Origin of the sequence: Sphingomonas yunnanensis, assembly GCF_019898765.1 — a bacterium.
GTDB classification, from domain to species: Bacteria; Pseudomonadota; Alphaproteobacteria; order Sphingomonadales; family Sphingomonadaceae; genus Sphingomonas; species Sphingomonas yunnanensis.
In genome coordinates this window covers 802,158-826,578 of the sequence record NZ_JAIOKB010000001.1, presented here as the reverse complement: position 1 = coordinate 826,578, position 24,421 = coordinate 802,158, and the positions used below count along the sequence as shown (strand labels likewise).

Below are 24,421 nucleotides of genomic sequence, written 5' to 3'. Positions count from 1 at the left end.
CTCAGCTGGCGCTGACGAAACTGTCCATCACGCGCTTGCGACCGGCCTGTTCGAAGTCGATCTCGAGCTTGTTGCCCTCGATCTCGGCGATCGCGCCATAGCCGAACTTCTGGTGGAACACGCGTTGCCCCACCGCCAGGTCGCCGCGGCCCTTGTTGCCGATGCTCACCGCCGAGGCGCGGCTCTCCACCACGCGGACCGGCTCGCGCGAGAAGGTGCGGCTGGTCCACTCGCCACCCGGCTTGCTCCCGCCGGGTGCCCCCGCCTGGGCGCCGAGCGTCCCCGCGGCGCGCTGCCAGCCCGGACCGCGCCCGGTGCCGCGCGCGACGTCGGCGAACGGATCGGCCCGCTCGCTCCAATTGGCGCGCCACAGGCTCTCGCCGCCCGACATGCTGGTCTCGCTCTCGACATGCGCCTCGGGCAGCTCGGCGACGAAGCGCGACGGCAGCGAGCTGGTCCATTGCCCGTAGATGCGGCGGTTGGCGGCGTGGAGGATGGTGGCGCGGCGGCGCGCGCGCGTGATCGCGACATAGGCGAGGCGGCGCTCCTCCTCGAGGCTGCGCGTGCCACCCTCGTCGAGCGCGCGCTGCGAGGGGAACAGCCCTTCCTCCCAGCCGGCGAGGAAGACGGTGTCGAACTCCAGCCCCTTGGCGGCGTGGATCGTCATGATCGTCACCTTGGGGTCCTCGCGCGTCGCGTCATTGTCCATGACGAGGCTGACATGCTCGAGGAAGGCGCCGAGCGTCTCGTACTCCTCCATCGCGCGCACCAGCTCGGTGAGGTTCTCGAGCCGCCCCGCCGCCTCGGCCGACTTCTCCGCCTGCCACATCGCGGTATAGCCGCTCTCGTCGAGGATCTGGCGCGCCAGCTCGGCGTGGGGCAGGTCGTTGGCCATGTCGCGCCAGCGCGAGACGTCGCCGACGAAGCGGCCGAGCGCCTTGCGCGCCTGCGGGGTGAGCTCGTCGCTGTCGAGGATGCGCGCCGCCGCGATCGACAGCGGCAGCCGCTCGACGCGGGCGAGCTGGTGGAGCTTGGCGATCGCCTTGTCGCCGAGGCCGCGCTTCGGCGTGTTGACGATCCGCTCGAAGGCGAGGTCGTCGGCGGGCTGGTGGACGGTGCGAAGATAGGCGAGCGCGTCGCGGATCTCGGCGCGCTCGTAGAAGCGGAAGCCGCCGACGATGCGATAGGGCAGGCCGATCGCGATGAACCGATCCTCGAACTCGCGCGTCTGGTGCTGGGCACGGACCAGGATCGCGACATGGTCGAGGCTGGTGCCGTCGCGCTGCGCCGCCTCGATCTCCTCGCCGACGCGGCGCGCCTCCTCGGGTCCGTCCCACACGCCGAGCACGCGCACCTTCTCGCCCGCGTCGAGCTCGGTCCACAGCTCCTTGCCGAGCCGCCCGCCGTTGTTGGCGATCACGCCCGAGGCGGCGGCGAGGATGTGCGGGGTGGAGCGGTAGTTCTGTTCGAGCCGGATCACCTTGGCGCCAGGGAAGTCCTTCTCGAACTTGAGGATGTTCTCCACCTGCGCGCCGCGCCACGAGTAGATCGACTGGTCGTCGTCGCCGACGCAGCAGATGTTGCGGCGGTCCTGCGCGAGCAGCCGCAGCCAGAGGTACTGGACCGAATTGGTGTCCTGGTACTCGTCCACCATGATGTAGCGGAAGCGCTGTTGATATTGCTCCAGCACCGAGCGCTCGCGCTTCAGGATCGTCAGCACGTGGAGCAGCAGGTCGCCGAAGTCGCAGGCGTTCACCGCCCGCAGCCGGTCCTGGTACTGCTGGTAGAGCTCGCCACCGCGGCCGTTGCCGTAGCGCTCGCTCTCGCCCGCGTCGATCTCGGACGGGGTGAGGCCCTTGTTCTTCCACTCGTCGATCAGCCCGGCGAGGCTGCGCGCCGGGAAGCGCTTCTCGTCGAGGTCGGCCGCGACGATCAGCTGCTTGAGCAGGCGCAGCTGGTCGTCGGTGTCGAGGATCGTGAAATTGCTCTGCAGCCCGACCAGCTCGGCGTGGCGTCGCAGCATCTTGGCGCCGATCGCGTGGAAGGTGCCGAGCCACGGCATGCCTTCCACCGCGTCGCCGACGAGGCGGCCGACGCGCTCGCGCATCTCGCGCGCGGCCTTGTTGGTGAAGGTGACGCTGAGGATCTCGGACGGGTACGCCTTGCGAGTCCACAGCAGGTGCGCCAGCCGCGCGGTGAGCGCCGCGGTCTTGCCCGTGCCGGCGCCCGCGAGCACGAGCACCGGCCCGTCGGTGGTGAGCACCGCATCGCGCTGCGGCGGGTTGAGCCCGGCGAGATAGGGCGGGTCCTGGAGGGCGTTGGCTGTCTCGGTCACCCTCGAACAGGTAGGGAACGTCGCGCGGCGGAGCAAGCTCGCGGCTTGCCAGGCACATGATCTCGTGGGAACATCCTGGCAACATCGAGCGAGTCGGGGAGCGAGGAAGACGGCGGAGCAGGCGACGATCGCGGGGGGATGCCACTGCGGCGCGATCCGCTACGAGGCCGAGGGCGCCCCCGAGCACCACGCTGTATGCCACCGCACCGACTGCCGCGGCTGGTCGGGCGCGCCGGAGACCTTTCAATCGTCCGAGCACGGCGAGCGGCAGTTCTGCGGCACGGGGCTGTTCTATCGCAATGCCGACGCGCTGCCCGGCCTGGTCGATGTCCAGTCCGGAACGCTCGACGACCCCGCGGCGCACGCACCGGGCGCGCAGATCATGGTCAAGGAGCGGCTCCCCTGGACCGCCGCGATGTCGGACCTGCCCGCGTTCGCGACTTTCCCTGGCGTGGACTGAGGCGGGTCGCCGACCGGAACGGAGGCGAGAAGCCGCGAACGAGTCACCGACGGGATACTTCGCCGATAGCCCTGTCACTGCCTCATCATGGGACATTAATCGTCATTAAAGTGTCATGTTCGAGGCGGAAGGCGGTGCCACCATGGCAACCACCGTCCTCGCGGCCAGCGAGTCGCCGCCGTCGCCCGTTCCCGCGCGACGATTCGACGCGCCGGTTCATCCCGGCGCTCGCCTGCTGTTCCTGCTGCTCGCAGTGGCGGGGCTGGCCTATGCCGGGGTCAGCATCGTCGTCGACACGCAGCAGGTCGGCGAGCAGCTCGCCGTCGGAGTCTTCCTGTTCCTCGGCCTGGCGCTGCTGATCGCGCTCGGGTTCGAGTTCGTCAACGGCTTCCACGACACCGCCAACGCGGTGGCCACCGTGATCTACACCAACTCGCTGCCCGCCAACCTGGCGGTGATCTGGTCGGGCTTCTTCAATTTCCTCGGTGTGCTGCTCTCCTCGGGCGCGGTGGCTTACTCGATCATCACGCTCCTGCCGGTCGACCTGATCCTCAACGTCGGCTCGGGCGCCGGCTTCGCGATGATCTTCGCGCTGCTTCTCGCCGCGATAATCTGGAACCTGGCGACCTGGTATGTCGGCCTGCCGAACAGCTCGAGCCACACGCTGATCGGCTCGGTGCTCGGGGTTGGGCTCGCGAACCAGTTGCTCACCTCAGGCGCGGGCGGCACCGCCGGCGTCGACTGGAGTCAGGCCACCAAGGTGTTGACCGGGCTGTGGATGGCACCGTTGATCGGCTTCACCGCCGCCGCGCTGTTGCTGCTGGTGCTGCGCCGTGTCGCGCGCTCGCCCGAGCTGATGCGCGCGCCCGAGGGCGACGCGCCGCCGCCGCTCGGCATCCGCGCGCTGCTGGTGTTCACCTGCACCGCGGTGTCGTTCAGCCACGGCTCGAACGACGGGCAGAAGGGCATGGGGCTGATCATGCTCATTCTGATCGGCTGCGCGCCGACCGCCTACGCGCTCAACCGCACGTTGCCCGCGAGCGAGACGCACGCCTTCCTCGCCAGCGCCACGGGCGCGAACGCGACGCTCACCCGCCATGGCGCCGCCGCGATACCGCTCGAGCGCGCGCGGCCGCTGCTCAAGGACGCGCTGGAGCAGCGCCGCGCGGTGTCGCCACAGGCCTATGGCGCGGTGGTGACGGTGTCGCATGACCTGGCGCAGCGCGTCGCGGGCTATGGCGCGCTCAGCAACGTCCCCGCGCAGGCCGCGCCCAACGTGCGCAACGACATGTACCTGGTGCTCGACGCGACACGGATGATCGTCGCCGACAAGACGTCGCGCCTGAGCGAGCGGGAGAAGGACTCGCTCGCCGATTATCAGAAGCGGCTCGAGCGCGGCACGCGCTTCATCCCCTTGTGGGTCAAGGTGGCGGTGGCGCTGGCGCTCGGGCTCGGCACGATGATCGGCTGGAAGCGGATCGTCGTCACCGTCGGCGAGAAGATCGGCAAGCAGCACATGACCTACGGCATGGGCGCCTCGGCCGAGCTGGTCGCGGCGGGGACGATCCTCGCGGCGGACCGCTTCGGGCTACCCGTATCGACGACGCATATCCTCTCCTCGGGCATCGCCGGCGCCTCGGTGGCGAGCGGGCAGGGATTGCAGCGGCGCACGCTGCTCCAGCTCGCCGCGGCGTGGCTACTGACGCTGCCGGTGGCAATGGCGCTGTCGGGCGCGCTCTTCTGCCTGCTGCGCGCGTTGGTGCGGACGGCGGGGCTATCGTGACGCGGGGGGCGGCGCCGTCGCCCTGACGCTTCCGCCCGAAAAGCCGGGGCGGCCCTCGCGAGCCGCCCCGTAGTCCAGGGAAAGATCGGACGAGGGGGAGTGTCCGACCATCACGGCGCCACACAGGGGGAGCGGCGCCGGCATGCTCGATGTAGCGCCGCAACGTTGCTGCTGTGTGTCGGTCGCAGAGCCTTTCGTGACCGTGCGGCAAACTTTTCTCGTTGACCCGGGGGCGACCCTCGCTCGATGACCGCCGCCATGTCAGCCTCCCCGCCCACGACCGCGTCCCACCGCCGCATCCTGCTCGCCAGCCTGGTCGGTACCTCGGTCGAGTTCTACGACTTCTACATCTACGCCACCGCGGCCTCTCTCGTGTTCGGGCCCTTGTTCTTCCCGACCGGCGATCCCGCGGTGGAGCTGCTCGCGGCCTATGGCAGCCTCGCGGTGGCCTTCTTCGCGCGGCCGATCGGCGCCTGGGCGTTCGGCCATTTCGGCGACCGCGTCGGGCGCAAGTCGACGCTGATCGCCAGCCTGCTGCTGATGGGCGGCTCGACCATGGCGATCGCCTTCCTGCCGACCTTCGCGCAAGCGGGCTATGTCGCGCCGCTGCTGCTGTGCCTGCTGCGTTTCGGCCAGGGCTTCGGGCTGGGCGGCGAGTGGGGCGGGGCGGCGCTGCTCGCGGTGGAGAACGCGCCGCCGCACCGTCGCGGCCGCTACGGCATGGTCCCGCAGCTCGGCGCGCCGGTCGGCTTCATCGCCGCCAACGGATTGTTCCTGCTGCTCGGGGCGACGATGGACCGCGGGGCCTTCATGGCCTGGGGCTGGCGGCTGCCCTTCCTCCTCTCCTCGGTGCTGATCGCCCTGGGGCTGTGGGTGCGGCTGACGATCGCGGAGACGCCCGCCTTCGCGGCGATGATCGAGGAAGGCCCGCCGCCCGCGGTACCGATCGGCGAGCTGCTGCGTCATCATTGGCGCGAAGCACTGGGCGGCACGCTCGGCGCGGTGGCGTGTTTCGCGGTCTATTACGTCGCGACCGCCTTCGCGCTCGGCTATGCGGTGACGCGCGGCTTCGACCGCCAGCTGTTCCTCGCGCTCCAGCTCGGCGCGATCCTGTTCATGGCGCTCGGGATCGCGCTGTCGGGCGAGTGGAGCGACCGGCGCTCGCCCGCGCACGTGCTGCGCTGGGGCTGCGTCGGCGCGGTGGTCGCCGGCTTCGCGCTGGTACCGGGGCTCGGCTCGGGCGCGCCGCTCGCGGTCTTCGCGACGCTCGCCTTCGCCTTGTTCGTCATGGGCTTCGTCTACGGCCCGCTCGGCGCCTGGCTGCCCGGGCTGTTCCCCGCGCGGGTGCGCTATACCGGGGTGAGCCTCGCCTTCAACATGGCAGGCATCATCGGCGGCGGGCTCACCCCGATCGCGGCGCAGACGCTGGCGCAGCGCGGCGGGCTCGCCCCCGTCGGCGTCTACCTCGCCGCCATGTCGCTGCTGAGCCTGGTCGCGCTCCTGGTCATGCGCCCGGCGCGCCACGTCGAGGCGGTGCCGATCGAGGGACCATGACGCGCGCTCAGGCGAGCCGCAGCAGCGTGACCTGGGCGCGGCCGTAGACCCGCTCCACCACCGCTTCGAACCCGGTCGCCGTCACCGGCTCGCCGCGCGCGGTCTCGACCGTGACCCAGGTGGCGGGGCCGATCCAGCCGAGCCGCGCGAGCTTGTCCGCCGCCACCGCGCCCGCGCCCGTGCCATAGGGCGGGTCCATCATCACGAGGTCGAGCGGCGCGGTCGCGGGGCCGAGCGCGAGCACCGAGCCCGCGCGCACGTCGGCGCCGGTCGCGCCCAGCTTGGCCACGTTGGCGCGCAGCGAGTCGAGCGCGGCCTTGTCCTGCTCGACGAACAGGCAGGAGCGCGCGCCGCGCGACAGCGCCTCCAGCCCGAGCGCGCCCGAGCCGGCGAAGAGATCCGCCACCGCGAGTCCCTCGAAGCTGCCGACGCGGCTCAGCAGCATCGAGAACAGCGCCTCGCGCGTGCGGTCGGCGGTGGGTCGCGTCGTCTCGCCCGCGGGGGCGACGAGCGCGCGGCCGCGCCAGCTGCCGGCGACGATCCTCATCGGCGCCCCTTGCGCGGTGGCCCCGAGCGCGGCTTGGGCTTGGCCCAGCCCGGCTGGCGCTTGGGCCGCTCGGGGCGGGTCGGCGGCGGGGTGTCCGCGCCGGCCGACACGCGCGGCGACGACGTGCCGGTACGCGATGGTGAGCGACGGGCGCGCTGATCGTCGTCGGTGCGCGGCGGGGCGCGGCGGGTGCGCGCGTCCTCGCCGGCGCGGGACGGCCGCTCGACCGGTGCGCCGGCGCGCGACGGGGCACGACGGGTTCGCTGGTCCTCGGCGGCGCGGACCGACCGCTCGGCCGGCGCGCCCGCGCGCGATGGAGCGCGGCGCGCGCGCTGGTCATCGTCGGTGCGGGCCGGGCGCTCGGCCGTGACGCCGCCGTCGCGCACGCGCGCGCGCTGGCCCGCGCCGGGGGGCTGCCGTGTCGGGCGCGTCGCGCCGGGCGGCGCCGGCCGTGCGCCCCGCGTGCTATCCGTGCGCTCACCGGGATGCGCGGAAGCTCGCGCCGGCCTCGCAGCAGCGGACCGCTCGCTCGTTCCCGCCATCGGTCGCGCCACCCGCGCGCCACGCGGAGCCTCGCCCGCGGATCCTGCCGCGCGCGTCCCCACTTCGCGCCCGGCGCGCTGGTCCCGCACCGTCACCGGCTCGACCGGCAGCCGCGTCGCCGCGGGCGAGCGCAGCGTCTGGCGGAAGCCCGCGAGATCGGCGGCGCGCACCTCGCCGACGCCGCCCACCGGCAGGTCGCCGAGCACGAACGGGCCGTAACGGGTGCGGATCAGCCGTCCGACGCGCAGTCCCAGATGCTCGAGCACGCGCCGCACCTCGCGGTTCTTGCCCTCGCGCAGCGTCATCTCGATCCACACGTTGGCGCCGGTGCGGCGCTCGAGATTGGCGTCGATCGCGCCGTAGCGCACGCCCTCGACCTCGACGCCGTGGATCAGCTCCTCGAGCTGCGCCTGGGTCACCGGGCCATAAGCGCGCGCCCGATAGCTGCGCTCGACGCCAGTGGCGGGGAGCTCGAGCTCGCGCTTGAACTCGCCGTCGGTCGTGAGCAGCAGCAGCCCCTCGGTGTTGAGGTCGAGCCGCCCCACCGGCACCACGCGCGGCAGGTCCTTGGGCAGGCGGTCGTAGATCGTCGGCCGGCCGCTGAAGTCGCGCTCGGTGGTCAGCACGCCGGCGGGCTTGTGGAACAGGAACAGCCGCGCCGGTGCGGGCGCCGCGACCGGCTCGCCGTCGACGGTGACGCCGTCGAGCGAGGCGAGCAGCGTCGCGGGCGTGTCGAGCACGACGCCGTCGCGCGCGACGCGCCCCTCGGCGATCATCCGCTCGATCTCGCGCCGCGAGGCGACACCGGCGCGCGCGAGCAGCTTGGCGATACGATGCTCGGCGCGTCGCTCCGCGGGCGCTTCGGGATGGGGGTCGACCATCGCGGCCGCTTAGCCGATCATCGCGCACTTAGCGGCATTTATTTGCACCCGCGCGGCCGCCCGCGCGTTGTGCCGGCGTAACGACGGTGAGGGCATATGGTCTTCGGACGCAAACAGCGGGTGTTCGAGCGGCTGCTCCTGGTCGAGGACGAGCCGCTGGTGGCGTTCGACGCCGAGCATCTGCTCACCGACCAGGGCTATAGCATCGTCGCGACGGTCGACCGCGTCGCCGACGCGCTGGCGGTGCTCGCCGCCGAGACGCCGGTCGACCTCGTGCTGGTCGATGTCACGCTCGCCGACGGCAGCGGCGTGGAGGTGGCGAGGGTCGCGCGCGCGCGCGGCGTCGCCGTACTGTTCGTCACCGGCGCCTGCCCCGACGAGGCGGCGACGCTGGCGACCGGCTTCCTCGCCAAGCCCTACGCGCAGCGTGACCTCCTCGGCGCGATCGTCGCGATCGAGCAGAGCGTCGCGGGCAAGCCGCCGCGGCGGCTGCCCGGGGGCTTCCAACTGTTCCATGGCGGCGGTGCCGCGACCGCCTGAGCGCGCGCGAATGTTGCGAATGTTGAGTCGCCGGCGCGGTTCGCGCGCGCGACTCAACATTGGCGTGGAGCGGAGATCCTGCGTGAGATCCCGCTTATAAGATCTTGCTCTGACTGTATTTTGCTGTCGCCCTCGTCTTCCCATTTGAGCTGAGGCGCGGCTGTCGGACGCCGCGAACGTTGAGTCATGTTGGAGTGAGGTCCGGGCGGCCGACGTCGACGCGACCGCATGATCCATGGCGAGAGGCGGCATCCGTCTCCTCTGCCACGAGGGGGCGGGTGTAGGACAGCATGGGCATGGGATTGGCTGCGACTCTGCTCGTCGGAAGGTGACGGCTCCGACTTCATGGCAATCGTTCACGCCAAGACGCGACGACGCGAAGAAGAAGGGTTGTTCGCGCAGAGACGCGGAGGGGTTCTGTCCATTCCGTATGTCGCGCGTCAGAAAAGGGCTCCGAGGATCGGAGCCGCTGCGCGGCGAGCCCGATCTCTCCGCGCCTTCGCGCCTCTGCGCGATGGTCCGTCCCGCCGCTGCGTCTTCGCGTGAACTCAAGCTCATGCGTCGCCTCCGCCCCGTCCACTACCCGCACCGCCCTGCCGCAAGCCCGCACGTACCGCGCCTTCCGCTCGCGGCGGCGATGGTCTAGCTCTCGCTGTCCGGCGCGCGCCGCGGCGGGGCAGAGGACGGAGCGGATCGAGTTGATGGCGACGCGCGCGGACGGCACGACCTGGCGGGACGGGATCAGGCCCTATGTCGAGCGGGGGCCGCTCGCCGCCTTCGCGCTCGGCGTGTCCTCGGGCTTCCCCTATGCCATGATCGCCGCCACGCTGACGACGCGGCTGGCGCAGGACGGAATCGACAAGAAGACCGTCACCGCCTTCAGCCTCGCCTTCCTCGCCTATAATCTCAAGTTCCTGTGGGCCTGGGTGGTCGATGGCGTGCGGCTGCCGGTGATCGGGCGGCTGGGCCAGCGGGTTTCGTGGCTGCTGTTCGCGGGCACGCTGGTGATCGCCGCGGTGGTGCATCTCGCCTTCGCCGACCCGCGGGCGAGCATCGCCGCGACCGCGGTCGCCGCGGTGCTCGTCGGTGTCGCGGGCGCTACCTATGATATCGTCATCGACGCCTATCGCATCGAGATCCTCGAGCCGCGCCAGCTCGGCGTCGGGTCGGGGATGAGCCAATATGGCTGGCGCATCGGCTCGGCCGGCGCGGCCTCGCTCGCGCTGATTATCGCCGCGCGCTACGGCTGGGCCGCGGCCTATTGCGCCTGCGCGACGCTGGCGCTGCCCGCGATGCTGGCGGCGCTGGTGGTGGGCGAGCCGCGACGCCACCGCGACCCCGTCCGCCGGCGCGGCATCGGGGAGGCGCTCGCGGCGACGTGGCAGCCGTTCACCGAATTCTTCCAGCGCCCGGGCGCGGCCGTGATCCTGCTGTTCATCCTGATCCACAAGATCGGCGACACGCTCGGCTCGCTGGTGCTGCGCCTGATGCTCGACTCGCTCGGCTTCAGCAACGACGAGATCGCCTTGTACGACGTGGGGGTCGGCTTCTGGGCCTTTCTCGTCGGCATCTTCATCGGCGGCTGGCTGTACGCGCGGCTCGGCATGAAGCGCTCGGTGCTGCTCAGCCTCGTGCTGATGGCGGTGTCCAACGTCAGCTTCGCGCTGCTCGCCGCGGCGGGGCACAGCAACGTCGGCCTCGCGGGCGCGATCCTGTTCGAGAACGTCGCCTCGGGGATCGGCGGGGTCACCGTGGTGGCCTATTTCTCGGCGTTGTGCGACCTGCGCTTCACCGCCGCGCAATATGCGCTGATCTCCGCCGCCTCGAGCATCGTCGGGCGCGTCGTCACCGGCACCACCGCGGGCGCGCTGGTGGAGCGGTTCGGCTATGTCGGCTTCTACTGGCTGACGGTCGCGGCCGCGCTGCCCGGCGTGCTGCTGTTCTTCTGGATGGGACGCTCGGGGCTGGTCGACCGCTCGGTCGGCAGCGCCGGCACCGAGGGGCCGGGTGACGCACGTGACGGGCGGAGCGGGTAGGGGCAATCGCGCGGACATGGCGCGTCGCTCCCCGTTCTGGCGTCATCCTGAACTCGCTTCAGGATCCACGATGCCGCGCACTCAGGTGCGGAGGCGCTCGCGGGACGGTGGAACCTGAAACGAGTTCCGGATGACGAAAAGGGGCAAGGGCAGTCCACCCTCACCCTCACAGCGACACCGGCCGCCCCTCGTCGGCGAAGGCCGCGGCGACCGCGGCGGCGCTGGCGAGCACGCCGTCGACGTGACGCTGGCCGAGCAGGTCCTGCAGCAGCAGCCGCGCGCTCTCCACCCGCGTCTCGACGCGCGCCAGGATCGACAGCAGCACCTGCTCCGAGGGAGTCATGCGCGCGCAGCAGCATGGCGCGATCGCGATCGGCGCGGCGGCATTGGCCGCCATGTCCGCCATCAGCGCGCGGATCAGCGTGAGCGGGCGCCGGAACGCCTCGCCGAAGGCGGTGAACAGCGCGTGCGCGGCGCGCGCGTCGGCGAGACCGTGCGCGCCCATCCGCCGCATCGCGAACAGGATGACGCGGGCGTTGCCGCACTCGGGCAAGGCATAGGGCAGGGCCTGGAGGGTGGCGGCGGCGGACAGCTCGGACATACGGGCGACTCCTCGATCGGCCCGCAGGGTCGTTCACGCGCTATTGATAGTCAATCGCAAACTTGCGAGTCAGTCGGGCAGCTCGTCGTTCGCGCTCAACACCTCACCGGCGAGATAGAGCGAGCCGAGCACCAGCACCGCGGCGGGCGCAGCGACGGCGTTCGCCACGGCGGCGACCGCCTCGGTGATCGATCCAGCGGTCGCCGCGGCGGGGACGCCCATCTCGCGCGCGAGGGCGGCGAGATCGGCCGGGTCATGGTGCGCGTGGCCCGGCACGGGCAGTGCGACGAACAGCCCGACGCGGTGCGCGATCGGCGCGAGCAGCCCGCGCGGGTCCTTGTTGGCGAGCATGCCGAGCACCACCGCGAGCGAGCGCGCCTCGCCCGCGCCGGCGACCCGGTCGAGCGCGGCGCCGAGCGCGCGCCCCGCCGACTCATTGTGGCCGCCGTCGAGCCACACCGGGGTGGCGCCGAGCGGCGCGGTGAGCCGCCCGGCGGCGAGGCGCTGCAGCCGCGCGGGCCAGCGCGCCCCACGCGCCGCCGCGGCGAGCGCCGCCTCGTCGAGCCCGAGCCGGTCCTGCGCGCGCAGCATCGCCGCGGCTAGCGCGAGATTGTGCGCCTGGTGCGCGCCGGGGAGCGCGGGGAGGGGGAGGGTGACGGTGCCGCGTCGATCGCTGAGCTCGACGGCGGAGTCGGTCACGCGATGCCGCCACGCCTCACCCTCGACGAGCAGGGGCGCCCCCGCGGCGGCGGCGGCGCGCGCCACGGGCGCGGCCGCCTCGGGCGGGTAACGCATCGTCACCAGCGGCGTGCCTGGCTTGGCGATCCCCGCTTTCTCCGCCGCGATCTGCGCGAGCGTGTCCCCGAGGAAGGCCTGGTGGTCGATCCCCAGCGCGGCGATCCCGCAGACGAGCGGCGCGGGGACCACGTTCGTGGCGTCGAGCCGGCCGCCGAGCCCGACCTCGATCACGCAGGCGTCGGCGGGCGTGCGCGCGAAGGCGAGGAAGGCGGCGGCGGTGGTCACCTCGAAGAAGCTCGCGCCGAGGTCGCCCGCCCGGTCGAGCACCTCCGCCAGCAGTGCGGCGAGCGCGTCGTCCGCGATCAGGCGGCCGGCGAGGCGGACGCGCTCGTTGAAGCGGACGAGGTGCGGGCTGGTGTAGGCGTGGACGCGGTGCCCCGCCGCCTCCAGCGCGGCGCGCAGATAGGCGCAGGTCGAGCCCTTGCCGTTCGTGCCCGCGACGTGGAACACCGGCGGCAGGTGACGCTGCGGGTCGCCCAGCCGCGCGAGCAGCCGCGTGATCCGCTCCAGCCCGAGCACGTCGGCGCCCGGCGAGAGCGCCCACAGCCGGTCGAGCTGCGCCTGGACGCGCGGGTCGGCGGAGACGGCGTGGTCGGCCATCGGCGGGGCGCGTCGCCTCAGGCGGCGCGGCGCTCGCCGCAGAGATAGCCGATCACGGTGGCGAGCCGGTCGCGCAGCTCGCGACGGTGAACCACCATGTCGATCAGCCCGTGCTCGAGGTAATATTCGCTGGTCTGGAAATCCTCGGGCAGCTTCTCGCGGATCGTGTTCTCGATCACGCGACGGCCGGTGAAGGCGAGCGTCGCCTTGGGCTCGGCGATCTGGACGTCGCCCAGCATCGCATAGGCCGCCATCACCCCGCCCGAGGTCGGGTCGGTCAGCACGACGATATAGGGCAGGCCGGCGTCGTGGAGCAGCTGGATCGCCACGGTGCTGCGCGGCATCTGCATCAGGCTGAGGATGCCCTCCTGCATGCGCGCGCCGCCGCTCGCGGTGAAGACGATGAACGGCGCGCGGTCCCTGATCGCGGCCTCGACGCCCTGGACGAACGCCTCGCCGACCGCCTGGCCCATCGAGCCGCCCATGAAGGCGAAGTCCTGCACGCCGATCACGACGCGCTGGCCGTGGATCGTGCCGCGCGCGTTGACGAAGGCGTCCTGCTCGCCGGTGCTGACGCGCGCCGCCTTGAGCCGGTCGGCGTAGCGCTTCGAGTCGCGAAACTTGAGCGGGTCCTCGGCGGCGCGCGGCGGCGCCAGCACCTCCGCGCTGCCCTCGTCGAGCAGATAGGCGAAGCGCTGCTTCGGCCCGATGCGCTCGTGGTGGTCGCAGTTCGGGCAGACGAACTGGTTCTCCTCCAGCTCCTTGGTGAACACCATCGTGCCGCAGCCCTTGCACTTGTGCCAGAGCGTGTCGGCGCCCTGCGTCTTGGCGCCGGGGACGAAGCCGCCGATCGCGTTGCGGACGTTGCTGAGCCAGCTCATGCGGTCATCTCTCTTGCCTCGGCGGTGGCCGCCACGGCCGCCGCGAGCGATTGGACATAGGCGGTGACGGGCGCCGCCGCGGCCGCGCCGTGCTGCGCGACGAGCTCGACGATCGCGGAGCCGACCACCACGCCGTCGGCGACGCGCGCGATCGCGCCGGCCTGTTCGGGGGTGCGCACGCCGAAGCCGACCGCGACGGGCAGGTCGGTCGCCGCCTTGAGCCTCGCCACCGCTTCCTCGATCGACGCCTGCACCGCCTGCTGCTTGCCGGTGATGCCCGCGACCGAGACGTAGTAGAGGAAGCCGTCCGCGCCCGCGAGCACCTCGCCGATCCGCTCGCCCACCGTCGTCGGCGTGGCGAGGCGGATCATCGCCACGCCCGCGTCGCGCAGCGCCGGGCCGAGCGCCTCGTCCTCCTCGGCGGGGATGTCGACGCAGATCACGCCGTCCACCCCGGCGTCGCGCGCCGCGGCGGCGAACCACGCGGGGCCGCGGCGCAGCATCGGGTTGGCATAGCCCATCAGTACGAGGGGCACGTGCGGGTGGCGCGCGCGGAAGCCGGTCGCGATCCGCAGGATGTCGGCGGTGCGCGTGCCCGCCGCGAGCGAGCGGATGTTCGCCGCCTGGATCGCGGGCCCGTCCGCCATCGGGTCGGTGAAGGGCATGCCCAGCTCGATCACGTCGGCGCCGCCCGCGACCAAAGCGTCGAGGATCGCGGGAGTAGCGCCCGCGTCGGGGTCACCCGCGGTGACGAAGCACACGAGCGCGGCACGGCCCTTGGCGAAGGCGTCGGACAGCCGCGTCACATGCTCACTCCCAGCGCCTCGGCGACGGTGAAGATGTCCTTGTCGCCGCGCCCGCACAGATTGGCGAGGATGATGCGGTCGGCCGGCATGTGCTTGGCGCGCTGCGCCACCGCGGCGATCGCGTGCGACGGCTCGAGCGCCGGGATGATGCCCTCGGTGCGGCACAGCAGCTGGAAGGCGTCGAGCGCCTCGCGGTCGGTCACCGCGGTATACTCGACGCGGCCGATGTCCTTGAGCCAGGCGTGCTCGGGGCCGATGCCGGGATAGTCGAGGCCGGCCGAGATCGAATGCGCCTCGGCGATCTGGCCGTCCTCGTCCTGGAGCAGATAGGTCTTGTTGCCGTGGAGCACGCCGGGGAAGCCGCCGGCGAGGCTGGCGGCATGCTTGGCCTCAAGCCCTTCGCCCGCCGCCTCGACGCCGAGCATCGCGACGTCATCGTCGAGGAAGGGATGGAACAGGCCGATCGCGTTCGACCCGCCGCCGATCGCGGCGACGAGCAGGTCGGGCAGGCGCCCCGTGCGGTCGAGCAACTGCGCGCGCGCCTCGCGCCCGATCACGCTCTGGAAGTCGCGCACCAGCTCGGGATAGGGGTGCGGGCCGGCGGCGGTGCCGATGATGTAGAAGGTGTCGTGAACGTTGGCGACCCAGTCGCGCAGCGCCTCGTTCATCGCGTCCTTGAGCGTGCGCGCGCCGCTCTCCACCGCGCGCACCTCGGCGCCGAGCAGCTTCATGCGGAAGACGTTGGGCTGCTGCCGCTCGACGTCCTTGGCGCCCATGTAGATCACGCAGGGCAGGCCGAAGCGCGCGCACACCGTGGCGGTGGCGACGCCGTGCTGGCCTGCGCCGGTCTCGGCGATGATCCGGGTCTTGCCCATGCGGATCGCGAGCAGGATCTGGCCGATGCAATTGTTGATCTTGTGCGCGCCGGTGTGATTGAGCTCGTCGCGCTTGAACCACACCTGCGCGCCCATGCCCGGCTCCGCGCTCAGGCGCAGCGTCTCGGTCAGCCGCTCGGCATAATAGAGCGGCGAGGGGCGGCCGACGTAATGTTCGAGCAGATCGTCGAACTGCGCCTTGAACGCCGGGTCCTCCTTGGCCGAGCGATAGGCGCGGTCGAGCTCGAGGATCAGCGGCATCAGCGTCTCGGCGACGTAGCGGCCGCCGTAATCGCCGAAATGGCCGCGCGTGTCGGGCTGCTGGCGCAGGCTGTTGGCGCGCGCCGCGGGATCGGGGGTGAGCGTGTCGGTCATAGTCGGGCGACCCGTTGCAGGAAGGCGGCGATCTTGTCCACGTCCTTGACGCCGGGCGCACGCTCGACGCCGGAGGAGACGTCGACCAGCCGCGCGCCGGTGCGCGCCGCCGCCTCGGCGACATTGTCCGCGTCGAGCCCACCCGACAGCGCCCAGGGCAGAGGGTGCCGCGCGCCGTCGAGCAGCCGCCAGTCGAAGCGCACGCCCATGCCACCGGGCAGCGCGGCGTCGTCGGGGGTCTTGGCGTCGTAGAGCAGCCGGTCGGCGGCGCCGGCATAGGCCGGGGCGGCGGCGAGGTCGGCGGCGGTTTTCACCGCGAGCGCGACCCAGGTCTCCACCGCCGCGGTGCGGCGCAGCGCGGCGGCGCGCGCCGGAGTCACCTTGTGGAGCTGGATCGCGTCGAGCCGCGCCGCCGCGACCGCCTCGGCGACGAGCGAGTCCGCCGGATCGACGAAGACGCCGACGCGGCGCGCGCGGTCCCCGGTGCGCGCGGCGAGCGCGGCGGCCCGGTCGAACGCGAGGTGGCGCGGCGAGGGCGGGAAGAAGACGAAGCCGACATGGCTCGCGCCGCCGGCGAGCGCGGCGTCGAGCGTGTGGGGCGTGGAGAGGCCGCAGATCTTGGCGGTGACGGGCATGGGGGACTCGGGTGGTGGAGGCGGCGACATAGGCGCGGCGAGGCGGGATTGCCACGTGGTGGCGGGAGACGAGACGACCGGGGCACGGTCGGCGAGGTTCTCGCGCCGGCGGCCCCCCGTCCAGGCCGTCGGCGCGGACGTTCCCACCCGTCCTCCCGAACTCGATCAACCGTCATCCCGGACTTGGTCCGGGATCCATGCCTCCGCGAGAGTAACGCCTGCAGAGAATGCGGCATGGTGGATCCCGGACCACGTCCGGGATGACGGCAGGAGTGGGCGAGGGCCGGTCCTACGCCAAGATAGCTGCGAGCCGCGCCACCGCGCCCCGGGAGTCCTACAGAGTCGCGGCGATCGCGCGCGCGGCGGCGTCGGGGTCGTCGGCCTGGGTGATCGGTCGGCCGATCACCAGGATCGAGGCGCCGTCGTCGGCGGCCTCGCGCGGCGTCACGACGCGCTTCTGGTCGCCGGCCGCGCCGTCCGCCGGCCGGACGCCGGGCACCACCAAGAAGCCGTCGGGCCACGCCGCCTTGGCCGCGCGCACCTCGGCGCCCGAGCAGACGATGCCGTCGAGCCCGGCCGCGCGCGCCAGCACGGCGAGGCGCAGCACGTGATCGTGCGCGCTGCCCCCGACGCCGGTGTCGGCGAGGTCGCGCTCGTCCAGGCTGGTCAGCATCGTCACCGCGACCACCTTGGTGTCGGGATGCGCCGCGGCCTTGGCGTCCTCCAGCATCGCGCGCCCGCCGGCCGCGTGCACGGTCAGCACCGCGGGGGCGAGCGGCGCGAGTGACTGCACTGCCTTGGCGACGGTGTTGGGGATGTCGTGGAGCTTGAGGTCGAGGAAGACGGGCAGGCCGACCTCCTCGAGCGCCCGCACCCCGGCGGGACCGTTGGCGCAGAAGAACTCGAGCCCGAGCTTGATCCCGCCGACATGATGGCGGACCTTGGCGGCGAGTGCCTGGGCGCGGGCGAGATCGGGCGTGTCGAGCGCGACATAGACGCGGCTGCTCATCACGCGACTCCCGGCGGCACGGCGGTGGGGATCGCGGCCGGGGGCGGCGGCGTGACCGGGACGACAAGGCCCGGCGCGGCCGGCTCGCCCGCGCGCGCGGCGGCGAGCGCGCGCTCGGTCTCGAGCGACCGTTCCGCGGCGGTGAGCCGCTGGCGCAGGCGAAAACGCAGCCAGCTCTGGTAGACCAGCGTCGGCACGAAGCCGAGCAGGAAGGTGGTGAGCAGCAGCAGCGGCAGGTTTACCTCCGCCACCAGGCCGCCGAACAGCTGGATCGAGACGTTGGTCCAGTTGCCGAAGGTGAACACCGCGGCGAGGAACGCCATCAGGCACCAGAACAGGAGCTTCAGGAACTGCATGGCGGCACGCTAGGCGGCGCGTCCGGAATTTACCAGTGCGCGGTGGCACACCGCGGCGGCGCGGAATGGGACTGATTCGGCTCGGAAGGGGGAGGGGGCATGGAAGGCGACGTGGGTACCCGCCGTATGGATGCCCTGGACGCTTCGGTGAAGCGCGCTTCCGCAAACGTCCAACGTCTCCGGCTCCCCTCGGTCATCCCCCGCGGAGGCGGGGATCCATACACACCGACGCCTCACCTTCTTGCCGCCACGTCGGCGCGTCTGGATCCGCGCCTTCGCGGGGATGACGAGAGAGGGCGGTGAGGACGATGGCGTGAGCAACATTCGGGGGCAGGAAACGCGCCCCTGCTCACCTGATCACCCCACCTCGCGCCGCAGCGCCGCGACCAGCCCGGGCGAGTGCGTCAGCCGCGCCTCCTCCTCGTCGAGGATGGCGCGGAACGCGGCGCGCTTGATCGCGGCGACGCGTCCCGCGCGCAGCCGCGTTGCCTCGGGCAGCGCGGAGACGGTGATGTCGATCATCCGCTCGGCGCCGTGCAGCCGCCCCCAGAGATAGTCGTTCTCCCGATAGGCGCGGCTGAAGAAGGCGCCGAAGCTGTTGAACTGAATGCCTTTCAGCGTCGCCGCCGCGCCACCCGAGCGGATCGAGCGGGCGTCGTCGGGGGAGACTCGATCGACCTTGATCGGGTCGAACTCGTCGAGCCCCTCGCCCTGGAGCAGCGGCAGCGTCGCCACGTCGACGAAGGGGAAGCCGAGATAGATGAGCAGCATCGGCCGCCGTATCTCGCGTGGGACCGCGGCCAGCGCGGCGGCTATGCGCGCGTCGGTGGCGGCGTCGCGTGCGGTGAGGTCGAGCGAGGCGGCGAAGGCGTCGAGTAGCGGCCCCGCGTCGTCGCGCAGCGCGCGCACCTCGCGCCGGAGCGCCGCGTGCGTGTCGGTGCGCTTGGCGGCGAGATAGTCGGTCAGCGAGGCGTAGATCGCGTCGCGCAGTGGCCGGAGCGCCGCGGCGCTCGCCTCAGGCTCCAGCTCGCCGAGCCGGCGCGCGAGCAGCCGCAGCCGCCGCACGCGAAAGTTGAGGTCGAAGGTGCGCAGGAAGGCGACCATCGCCTCGCTCGCGCCGCCGGCATGGACCGCGTCGGCGCCGAGCCCGCGCGCGGCGAGCGCGGCGTCGAGCCGCTGGCGCGTGCGGCTCCACCGCTGCGCTCCGGGCGCGCCGCCGACGGCGTGGAGCAGCGCGGCGATGAACTCGACCACGCCCGCCGCCTTGAGCTGGCCGTAGCCGACATAGCTGAAGCCGGCGCGCTCGCCCGCGGCCTCCTGCGCGCGGCGGCGCCATGCCACCAGCCGCGCGGGGGTCGGTCGGTCGAGGAAGAAGGTGCGCCCGAACAGCTCGTCGATCGCGGCGTCGACCTGCGGCCGGATCGCCTCGGTGATCGCGCGCATCCGCTCGATCCGTCGCGACCGCTCGGCGAGCGCCTCGAGATTGTCGCGGATGGGCTGCTGGCGCGGCAGCTCGCTGATCGCGCCGAGGATCGTCTGGAAGAAGCCGGGCGTCCCGGCGCCGCCCGCGCCGAGCGTCAGCTTGTGGCCGGGCGACGGGTCGACGTAGACGAAGCGACGATCGATCTCGCGCTTCGCCGGCCGCTCGCGCAGCGCGTCGATCGCGGGGCGAAACGGCGCGTTGGCGAGCACCGAGCCGTCGATCAGCACCGCCCGCTCGGCGGCGCGCGCGGCGACGTGGCGCGGCAGCACCCGCTCAAGGAAGTCGCGCCGGCCCGGCCAGCGCCGCCGCCGCGCGCGCAGGACCCGGTCCAGCTCGGCCACGGTGAAGGGCGGGAAGGCACCGGGGAAGCTCGAGGTCGCGCGCGCGGCGAAGGCGAGCTCGGGCACGGCGGCGAGCGTGTCGCGCGCGACGCCGTGATCGCTGAACGGCAGCACCAGCCGGTGCTCGGTCTCCATCACCTCGGGCGGCGAGTGGAGCCGGAGCCGCTCGGGATGGCCGCCGAAGTCGGTGACGGTGACGAACAGGTCGAGCGGCTGGCCCGGCGGCAGCAGCCGCGGCCCGCGCGGCGCCTCGGCCATCGCCTCGAAGGCGTCGACCAGCATATCGGTGAAGCCCTCGCCCGAGAAGGGCGGCTCGAACCAGCGCGAGCGCACGAAATGCGAGAGCTTGGCACGCACCTCGTCGCGGGTCGCCTCGTCGAGCGCCTCGAGCTGGTCGGCGCTGCGCCCCGCCGCCATCCAGGCGAGCGGCAGCGCCCAGACCTTGGAGAAGCGCGAGGCGGGCGCCGCCTCGGCGTCGATCAGCCGCTCGACGTCGGCGCCGTCGAGCCAGAGATCGGTGAGCGGGTCGAGCGACTGGCCGCTCGCGATCGCCTGCGCGAGGAACACGCCGTTGATCCCGCCCGCGCTGGCGCCCGCGACGATGTCGGGCAGCACGCGCACGCGCCATCCCGCGCTCGCCTCGATCTCGTCCAACAGCGCGCGATAGACGTGCGCGCTGGCGCCGTCGCAGGGCGTTCCGTCGTGCGCGGCCCGGCTGGCGCGGGCGAGATGCCACACTTCCTTGACGATGCCGTGCATGTACACCGCCAGGCTGATCCCGCCGTAGCAGACGAGCGCGAGCCGCAGCTCCTTCTCGCGCACGGCCGCCGCGCTCATGCGGCGACGATCTCGGCCCAGATCGGCAGGTGGTCCGACGCGATTCGCGACGCGGGCGACTGGTGGACGCCGCAGGCGGCGACCCGGAGCACGCGCGACACCATGATGCGGTCGAGCCGCGCGATCGGCCGGCGCGCGTGGAAGCTCGGCCCCGTCTCGGCGAAATGGAAGTCGCGCGCGAAGTCGCTGAGGCAGCCCGAGGCGCGGCTCCACTCGTTGAGGTCGCCCATCATCACCGTCGCCGGGCCGGGCGCGCGGTGCGCGGCGTGCTGGAGGATCGCCGCCGCCTGCCGCCGCCGCCAAAGCCCCGAGAGATCGAGGTGCATGCCGATCACGCGCACCGCCGCACCGCCTACGTCGACGTCGACGCTGACCGCGCCGCGCGGCTCGAGCGCGGGCAGGTGGAGCTGCTGGCAGTCGAGGATCGCCGCCGACTTGCGCACCAGCAGCGCGTTGCCGTGCCAGCCCATGCTGGTCGCGCGCATGCCCAGCCCGACCGAGCGCCAGTCGCTGTGCTCCTCGAGCAGGTGCGGGGTGAGCACCGCGGCGCGCTGGCCGAAGCGGCGGTCGGCTTCCTGCAGCGCCACCACGTCGGCGTCGATCTCGCGGAGGACCTGAAGGATCCGCTCGGGGTTGCGACGTCGGTCCGTGCCGATCGCCTTGCGGATGTTGTAGCTGGCGACCTTGAGCTTCATCGCACGCGTAACGAGTCGGCCCACCCCGCGGTTGCAGTCGCGGGTGCTGCTTAGCGGGACGGTAATCACCTGGCGCTACGATGTTCCCTGAGACAGCGGGTGGACGCGGGATGAAGCGAGGGATCAAGCTGGCGCTGGTGCCGGTGGCGGCAGTGCTGGTGATCGGGCTGGGCGCGGCCGGCGGCGTGGTGATGTCGCGTGACGGTGTCGCCGCGGCGGTCGAGTCGGACGTGCGCGCGGACGCGCCGCCGACGGTGCAGCCGGTGCAGTTCTACGCGTTCGATCCGCCGCTGACGGTCAACGTCAAGGATACCGGCGCGGTGGTCCAGGCGGGCGTGTCGGTGAGCACGCGCGACCCGGGCGTGCTCGACTCGCTGCGGCGCGACGATCCCGCGCTGCGCTCGGCGATGATCCTCGCGTTCGGTGAGGCCAGCGAGGCCGCCGACATGACCGACGCGGGCAAGCAGCAGCTGCTCCGCGCGATCACGGGCGCGGTCAACCGCCAGCTCGCCGCGGACGGCTATCACGGGCACGTCGACGCGGCCTATTTCACCGACTTCATCGTGCAGGGCGGTAGCGACGACCAGTGAGCTGGAAGCGACGCGTCGTGGAACGGCTCGGTGCTCCGCCGGTTCGTGACAGTTCGATGGCGCACATGGGTGCGCCGCGGGCGGCGCCGCGCGCCGCGACGAACCGGAGATTGAGGGTGAGCGCCAGAGTCTGCACCAGCGTGCCGCAGGTCGCCGCGCGCGACGGCGTGGTGGTGATCGAGTCGAGCTGCGGCCGCTCGTTCAACGTCAGCGCGGAGGTGGCGATGCAGATGAGCGAGCATCTCATCCGCAGTGCCGCGCGCGCGCGCGGGCAGCATCGCATGGCGGAGGAGCGCCCGGAGAGCGTGTAGCCGGCGCCACGCCGCAGCGCCCGCGCGGCCGCCGCCGCATCATCTCGCAAGCGCAATGTTCTCAATATGTTCTGTCCTACATCCCCGCCGCGCGCTATGTCCGAGCGCGTGGAAGGAGATGCCCGATGATCCTGCTCGACGCCCCGCTGATCACCGCGCTGGCCGCGGTGATCGGCAGCATGGCCGCGCTGGTCTGGTCCTGCCGCCGCCGGCCGTGACAACGATGATCGGCTGAGTCGCCCCGCTGCGCCGGCAGAGGCCGTGATCCTCAGCGTCATGATCGTATGAGACTAAGCTCCTGCGTCCGCGGGAGCACCTTCTCATCCATCATCTTTGCCTCAGCGGTCGTAGGCGCCGCGAATATGGCCGAGCCAGCCCGCATTGCCGAGCGGTTCCTCGCGCGGGCGAGCCGGCGCGCTCGGCTTGGCGACGAAGGTCTTGGAACGCGCCTCGTCAGGATCGATCGGTTGAGCGAAGCGGAGCCCGGCGGCACCCTGGTCGACCCATACCACCGTCGCGCCCACCGCGGCGAGCGAGCCTACCGTCACCAGAACGGTAGCGCCGCGCTGCAATCGCTCGGCCTGGTCGACCCGCACGCCCGTCGTCGAGAGGTCGCGCACGCGGTGGCGACTCGCGCCGCCGTGGCCGAAGCGCTCGATCAGCGCGCCCAGCATGACGCGATGTCGCTCGGCGCGCGGCTGAAGCTCGCGCGCGGGCGAGTCGCTGCTGACCGGGCCGCTCACCTCAGATGTCCTCGTAGCCGTCGTCGGGCGCCCCGCCCGACAGCAGCACGATCACCGCGCGCGGCAGACGCTGCTCGAAGCGGATCCCCGCCTCGCCGTCGTCGCACCATGCCACCGTGCCGACCAGAGTCTCGAGCTCGCCGATGCGCAGCCACACCCGCTGCGCCGCCTTGAGCGCGACACCGCGCAGCCGGCAGCCGCGGTTGGAGACGTCGACGACCTGGACCGACTCGCTCTCGCCCAGGAACAGGCGCAGGCTTCCCGCGAGCGCGGTCGGCACGCGCAGCTCGCGGCGGTTGTCGCTCCACGAGGCCGCCTCCAGCCACACGTCATCGCCGCCTGCGCCCACTTGCTCCACGTCCCGTCCACTTGCCGCACGATGATCCGCTTATCGCTCAATAGGCTTAACAGGCCGTAACACGCGCGGGCGACGGGGCTGGCCTTTTCGGCCCGGCGCAGTAGGAGCGGGGAATGTCCGACATGCGCACTCCCGCCGCCGGCCAGCGGCGCTGGACCGCGCGGCGCTATCGCGCGCTGCTCCGCGCCCAGGGGCCGCGCTCGGTGCGCTTCCGCACGCGGCTGGCGATCCTGACCGGCGCGGTCGCGATCGGCGTCGCCGCCACGCTGTTCGCGCTCGCCGCCGACGCCGCGGGCGGATTGTTCGCGCATTATGCGCATCGCTACCGCTACCTCCCGCTGCTCACCACGCCGCTGCTGTTCGCGATGCTGGTGTGGCTGACGCGGCGCTGGGTGCCGCTCGCGCGCGGGTCGGGCATTCCCCAGGTGATCGTCGCGCAGCAGGACCCGGAGCGCGCCACCGGCTCGCTCGTCTCGCTGCGCACCGTCACCGCCAAGGCGGCGCTGACGCTCGCGGCGGTGCTCGGCGGCGCCTCGGTCGGGCGCGAGGGGCCCACGGTGCAGATCGCCGCGGCGGTGATGGGGCTGAGCCACCGGCTGCTGCGCGTGCCGCTGCGCGGCGCGGTGCTGATCGCGGGCGGCGCGGCGGGCGTGGCGGCGGCCTTCAACACGCCGCTCGCCGGACTGCTGTTCGCGATCGAGGAGCTCGCCTCGGCCTATGAGCAGCGCGTGACGCTGCTGGTGATCGCGGCGATCGTGATCGCTGGCATGGTCGCCCAGTCGGTGCAGGGCGACTACGTCTATTTCGGCGTGATCGGGGCGCATCTCACGCTCGGCCCGGCGCTGCTGGCGGTGCCGGTCGCGGGGATCGCGGGCGGGCTGAGCGGCGGGCTGTTCGCGCGGCTGATGCTCGCGCTCGCCACCGGCCGCAGCCGTCTGACGATCTGGTCGAAGCAGCGCCCGGTCGCCTTCGCGGCGCTCTGCGGCGTGGTGGTCGGCGGCCTCGGTGTGGCCACCGGGCTGACCTGGGGCACCGGCTATGACGCGGCGCGCGCGATGATCGTCGGGGTCGACGCGCCTTTGTGGTTCGGCCCCGCCAAGTTCCTGGCGACGCTGGCGACCGCGGTGGCGGGGCTGCCCGGCGGCATCTTCGCGCCGTCGCTGGCGGTGGGGGCCGGGCTGGGCAACCTGCTGCGCCCGCTCTTCCCGGACGAGCCCGCCTCGGCGATCGTGATCCTCGGCATGGTCGGCTATTTCGCCGGTGTGGTGCGCGCGCCGCTGACCGCGGTGATCATCCTCTCCGAGACGACCGCGAGCCGCGGGCTGATGCTGCCGATGTTCGCCGCCGCCTTCCTCGCCGACGGGGCGAGCAGCCTGGTGTGTCGCGAGAAGCTGTACCACGGGCTGGCGCGCACCTTCGCACGGCCCTGAAGCTCACCTGGTCTCTGC

23 protein-coding genes are annotated in these 24,421 nt (G+C 72.5%); 8 read left to right on the top strand and 15 right to left on the bottom strand.

Annotated features, from left to right (window positions below; all coding sequences use genetic code 11):
- Position 1 precedes the first annotated feature (1 nt).
- Positions 2-2,335, bottom strand: coding sequence for an ATP-dependent helicase (locus K7957_RS03960; protein WP_223010644.1), 2,334 nt, complete (start codon positions 2,333-2,335; stop codon positions 2-4).
- Between K7957_RS03960 and K7957_RS03955 the strand changes: the two genes are divergently transcribed.
- From K7957_RS03955 to K7957_RS03945, 3 genes are all read left to right on the top strand, one after another.
- On the top strand, positions 2,319-2,795 hold the full coding sequence (locus K7957_RS03955; RefSeq protein ID WP_343228291.1) for a GFA family protein: 477 nt from the start codon (positions 2,319-2,321) through the stop codon (positions 2,793-2,795). The two genes, K7957_RS03960 and K7957_RS03955, sit on opposite strands and share 17 nt — an antisense overlap.
- Before the next feature lie 142 nt (positions 2,796-2,937).
- Entirely contained in the window at positions 2,938-4,578 is a 1,641-nt protein-coding gene (locus K7957_RS03950; protein WP_223010643.1) for an inorganic phosphate transporter, read from the top strand.
- 258 nt (positions 4,579-4,836) lie between these two features.
- Entirely contained in the window at positions 4,837-6,132 is a 1,296-nt protein-coding gene (locus tag K7957_RS03945) for an MFS transporter (protein ID WP_223010642.1), read from the top strand.
- A gap of 7 nt (positions 6,133-6,139) precedes the next feature.
- Here the strand turns inward: K7957_RS03945 and rsmD are convergent, their stop codons facing one another.
- Together rsmD and K7957_RS03935 are read right to left on the bottom strand one after the other, a co-directional pair.
- The gene (gene rsmD / locus K7957_RS03940; protein WP_223010641.1) at positions 6,140-6,679 is read right to left on the bottom strand and encodes a 16S rRNA (guanine(966)-N(2))-methyltransferase RsmD; all 540 of its coding nucleotides are present in this window, start codon (positions 6,677-6,679) and stop codon (positions 6,140-6,142) included.
- Positions 6,676-8,103, bottom strand: a complete 1,428-nt coding sequence (locus tag K7957_RS03935) for a pseudouridine synthase (RefSeq protein WP_223010640.1) — start codon at positions 8,101-8,103, stop codon at positions 6,676-6,678. The genes rsmD and K7957_RS03935 overlap by 4 nt, the downstream gene beginning before the upstream one ends.
- Before the next feature lie 96 nt (positions 8,104-8,199).
- Between K7957_RS03935 and K7957_RS03930 the strand changes: the two genes are divergently transcribed.
- Positions 8,200-8,643: a response regulator gene (locus K7957_RS03930; protein WP_223010639.1), complete on the top strand. Its 444-nt coding sequence runs from the start codon at positions 8,200-8,202 to the stop codon at positions 8,641-8,643.
- 701 nt (positions 8,644-9,344) lie between these two features.
- Entirely contained in the window at positions 9,345-10,679 is a 1,335-nt protein-coding gene (locus tag K7957_RS03925; protein WP_223010638.1) for an AmpG family muropeptide MFS transporter, read from the top strand.
- 166 nt (positions 10,680-10,845) lie between these two features.
- Here K7957_RS03925 and K7957_RS03920 read toward each other — a convergent pair whose 3' ends face one another.
- The 10 genes from K7957_RS03920 to K7957_RS03875 form a co-directional block, all read right to left on the bottom strand.
- Positions 10,846-11,280, bottom strand: a complete 435-nt coding sequence (locus K7957_RS03920) for a DUF6628 family protein (RefSeq protein WP_223010637.1) — start codon at positions 11,278-11,280, stop codon at positions 10,846-10,848.
- 69 nt (positions 11,281-11,349) lie between these two features.
- Positions 11,350-12,678, bottom strand: a complete 1,329-nt coding sequence (locus K7957_RS03915; RefSeq protein ID WP_223010636.1) for a bifunctional folylpolyglutamate synthase/dihydrofolate synthase — start codon at positions 12,676-12,678, stop codon at positions 11,350-11,352.
- Positions 12,679-12,695: 17 nt separating this feature from the next.
- A complete protein-coding gene (accD, locus tag K7957_RS03910; protein WP_223010635.1) occupies positions 12,696-13,559 on the bottom strand; it encodes an acetyl-CoA carboxylase, carboxyltransferase subunit beta in 864 nt (287 codons plus the stop codon).
- Positions 13,556-14,365 (bottom strand): tryptophan synthase subunit alpha, encoded by an 810-nt coding sequence (gene trpA, locus K7957_RS03905; RefSeq protein WP_223010634.1) that lies wholly within the window; start codon positions 14,363-14,365, stop codon positions 13,556-13,558. The genes accD and trpA overlap by 4 nt, the downstream gene beginning before the upstream one ends.
- Positions 14,362-15,615 (bottom strand): tryptophan synthase subunit beta, encoded by a 1,254-nt coding sequence (trpB, locus tag K7957_RS03900; protein ID WP_223010633.1) that lies wholly within the window; start codon positions 15,613-15,615, stop codon positions 14,362-14,364. Before trpB ends, trpA begins: the two co-directional genes overlap by 4 nt.
- Positions 15,612-16,250, bottom strand: coding sequence for a phosphoribosylanthranilate isomerase (locus K7957_RS03895; RefSeq protein WP_223010632.1), 639 nt, complete (start codon positions 16,248-16,250; stop codon positions 15,612-15,614). Before K7957_RS03895 ends, trpB begins: the two co-directional genes overlap by 4 nt.
- A gap of 334 nt (positions 16,251-16,584) precedes the next feature.
- The gene (gene pyrF, locus K7957_RS03890) at positions 16,585-17,259 is read right to left on the bottom strand and encodes an orotidine-5'-phosphate decarboxylase (RefSeq protein ID WP_223010631.1); all 675 of its coding nucleotides are present in this window, start codon (positions 17,257-17,259) and stop codon (positions 16,585-16,587) included.
- Positions 17,259-17,615, bottom strand: coding sequence for a hypothetical protein (locus K7957_RS03885; RefSeq protein ID WP_246616630.1), 357 nt, complete (start codon positions 17,613-17,615; stop codon positions 17,259-17,261). The genes pyrF and K7957_RS03885 overlap by 1 nt, the downstream gene beginning before the upstream one ends.
- A gap of 357 nt (positions 17,616-17,972) precedes the next feature.
- The gene (locus K7957_RS03880) at positions 17,973-20,276 is read right to left on the bottom strand and encodes a patatin-like protein (protein WP_246616629.1); all 2,304 of its coding nucleotides are present in this window, start codon (positions 20,274-20,276) and stop codon (positions 17,973-17,975) included.
- Entirely contained in the window at positions 20,273-20,971 is a 699-nt protein-coding gene (locus tag K7957_RS03875) for an endonuclease/exonuclease/phosphatase family protein (protein ID WP_223010630.1), read from the bottom strand. Before K7957_RS03875 ends, K7957_RS03880 begins: the two co-directional genes overlap by 4 nt.
- Positions 20,972-21,081: 110 nt before the next feature.
- On the opposite strand from K7957_RS03875, the gene K7957_RS03870 reads away from it, so the two are divergent.
- Entirely contained in the window at positions 21,082-21,561 is a 480-nt protein-coding gene (locus K7957_RS03870) for a flagellar basal body-associated FliL family protein (RefSeq protein ID WP_223010629.1), read from the top strand.
- Positions 21,562-21,677: 116 nt separating this feature from the next.
- On the top strand, positions 21,678-21,872 hold the full coding sequence (locus K7957_RS03865; protein WP_223010628.1) for a hypothetical protein: 195 nt from the start codon (positions 21,678-21,680) through the stop codon (positions 21,870-21,872).
- 338 nt (positions 21,873-22,210) lie between these two features.
- Here K7957_RS03865 and K7957_RS03860 read toward each other — a convergent pair whose 3' ends face one another.
- A complete protein-coding gene (locus tag K7957_RS03860) occupies positions 22,211-22,615 on the bottom strand; it encodes a PilZ domain-containing protein (RefSeq protein ID WP_223010627.1) in 405 nt (134 codons plus the stop codon).
- Position 22,616: 1 nt separating this feature from the next.
- Complete coding sequence (locus K7957_RS03855; protein WP_223010626.1) at positions 22,617-22,973, bottom strand: PilZ domain-containing protein; 357 nt, start codon at positions 22,971-22,973, stop codon at positions 22,617-22,619.
- 113 nt (positions 22,974-23,086) lie between these two features.
- Here K7957_RS03855 and K7957_RS03850 point away from each other — a divergent pair, with 113 nt between their 5' ends.
- Positions 23,087-24,403 (top strand): chloride channel protein, encoded by a 1,317-nt coding sequence (locus K7957_RS03850; protein ID WP_223010625.1) that lies wholly within the window; start codon positions 23,087-23,089, stop codon positions 24,401-24,403.
- Positions 24,404-24,421 lie beyond the last annotated feature (18 nt).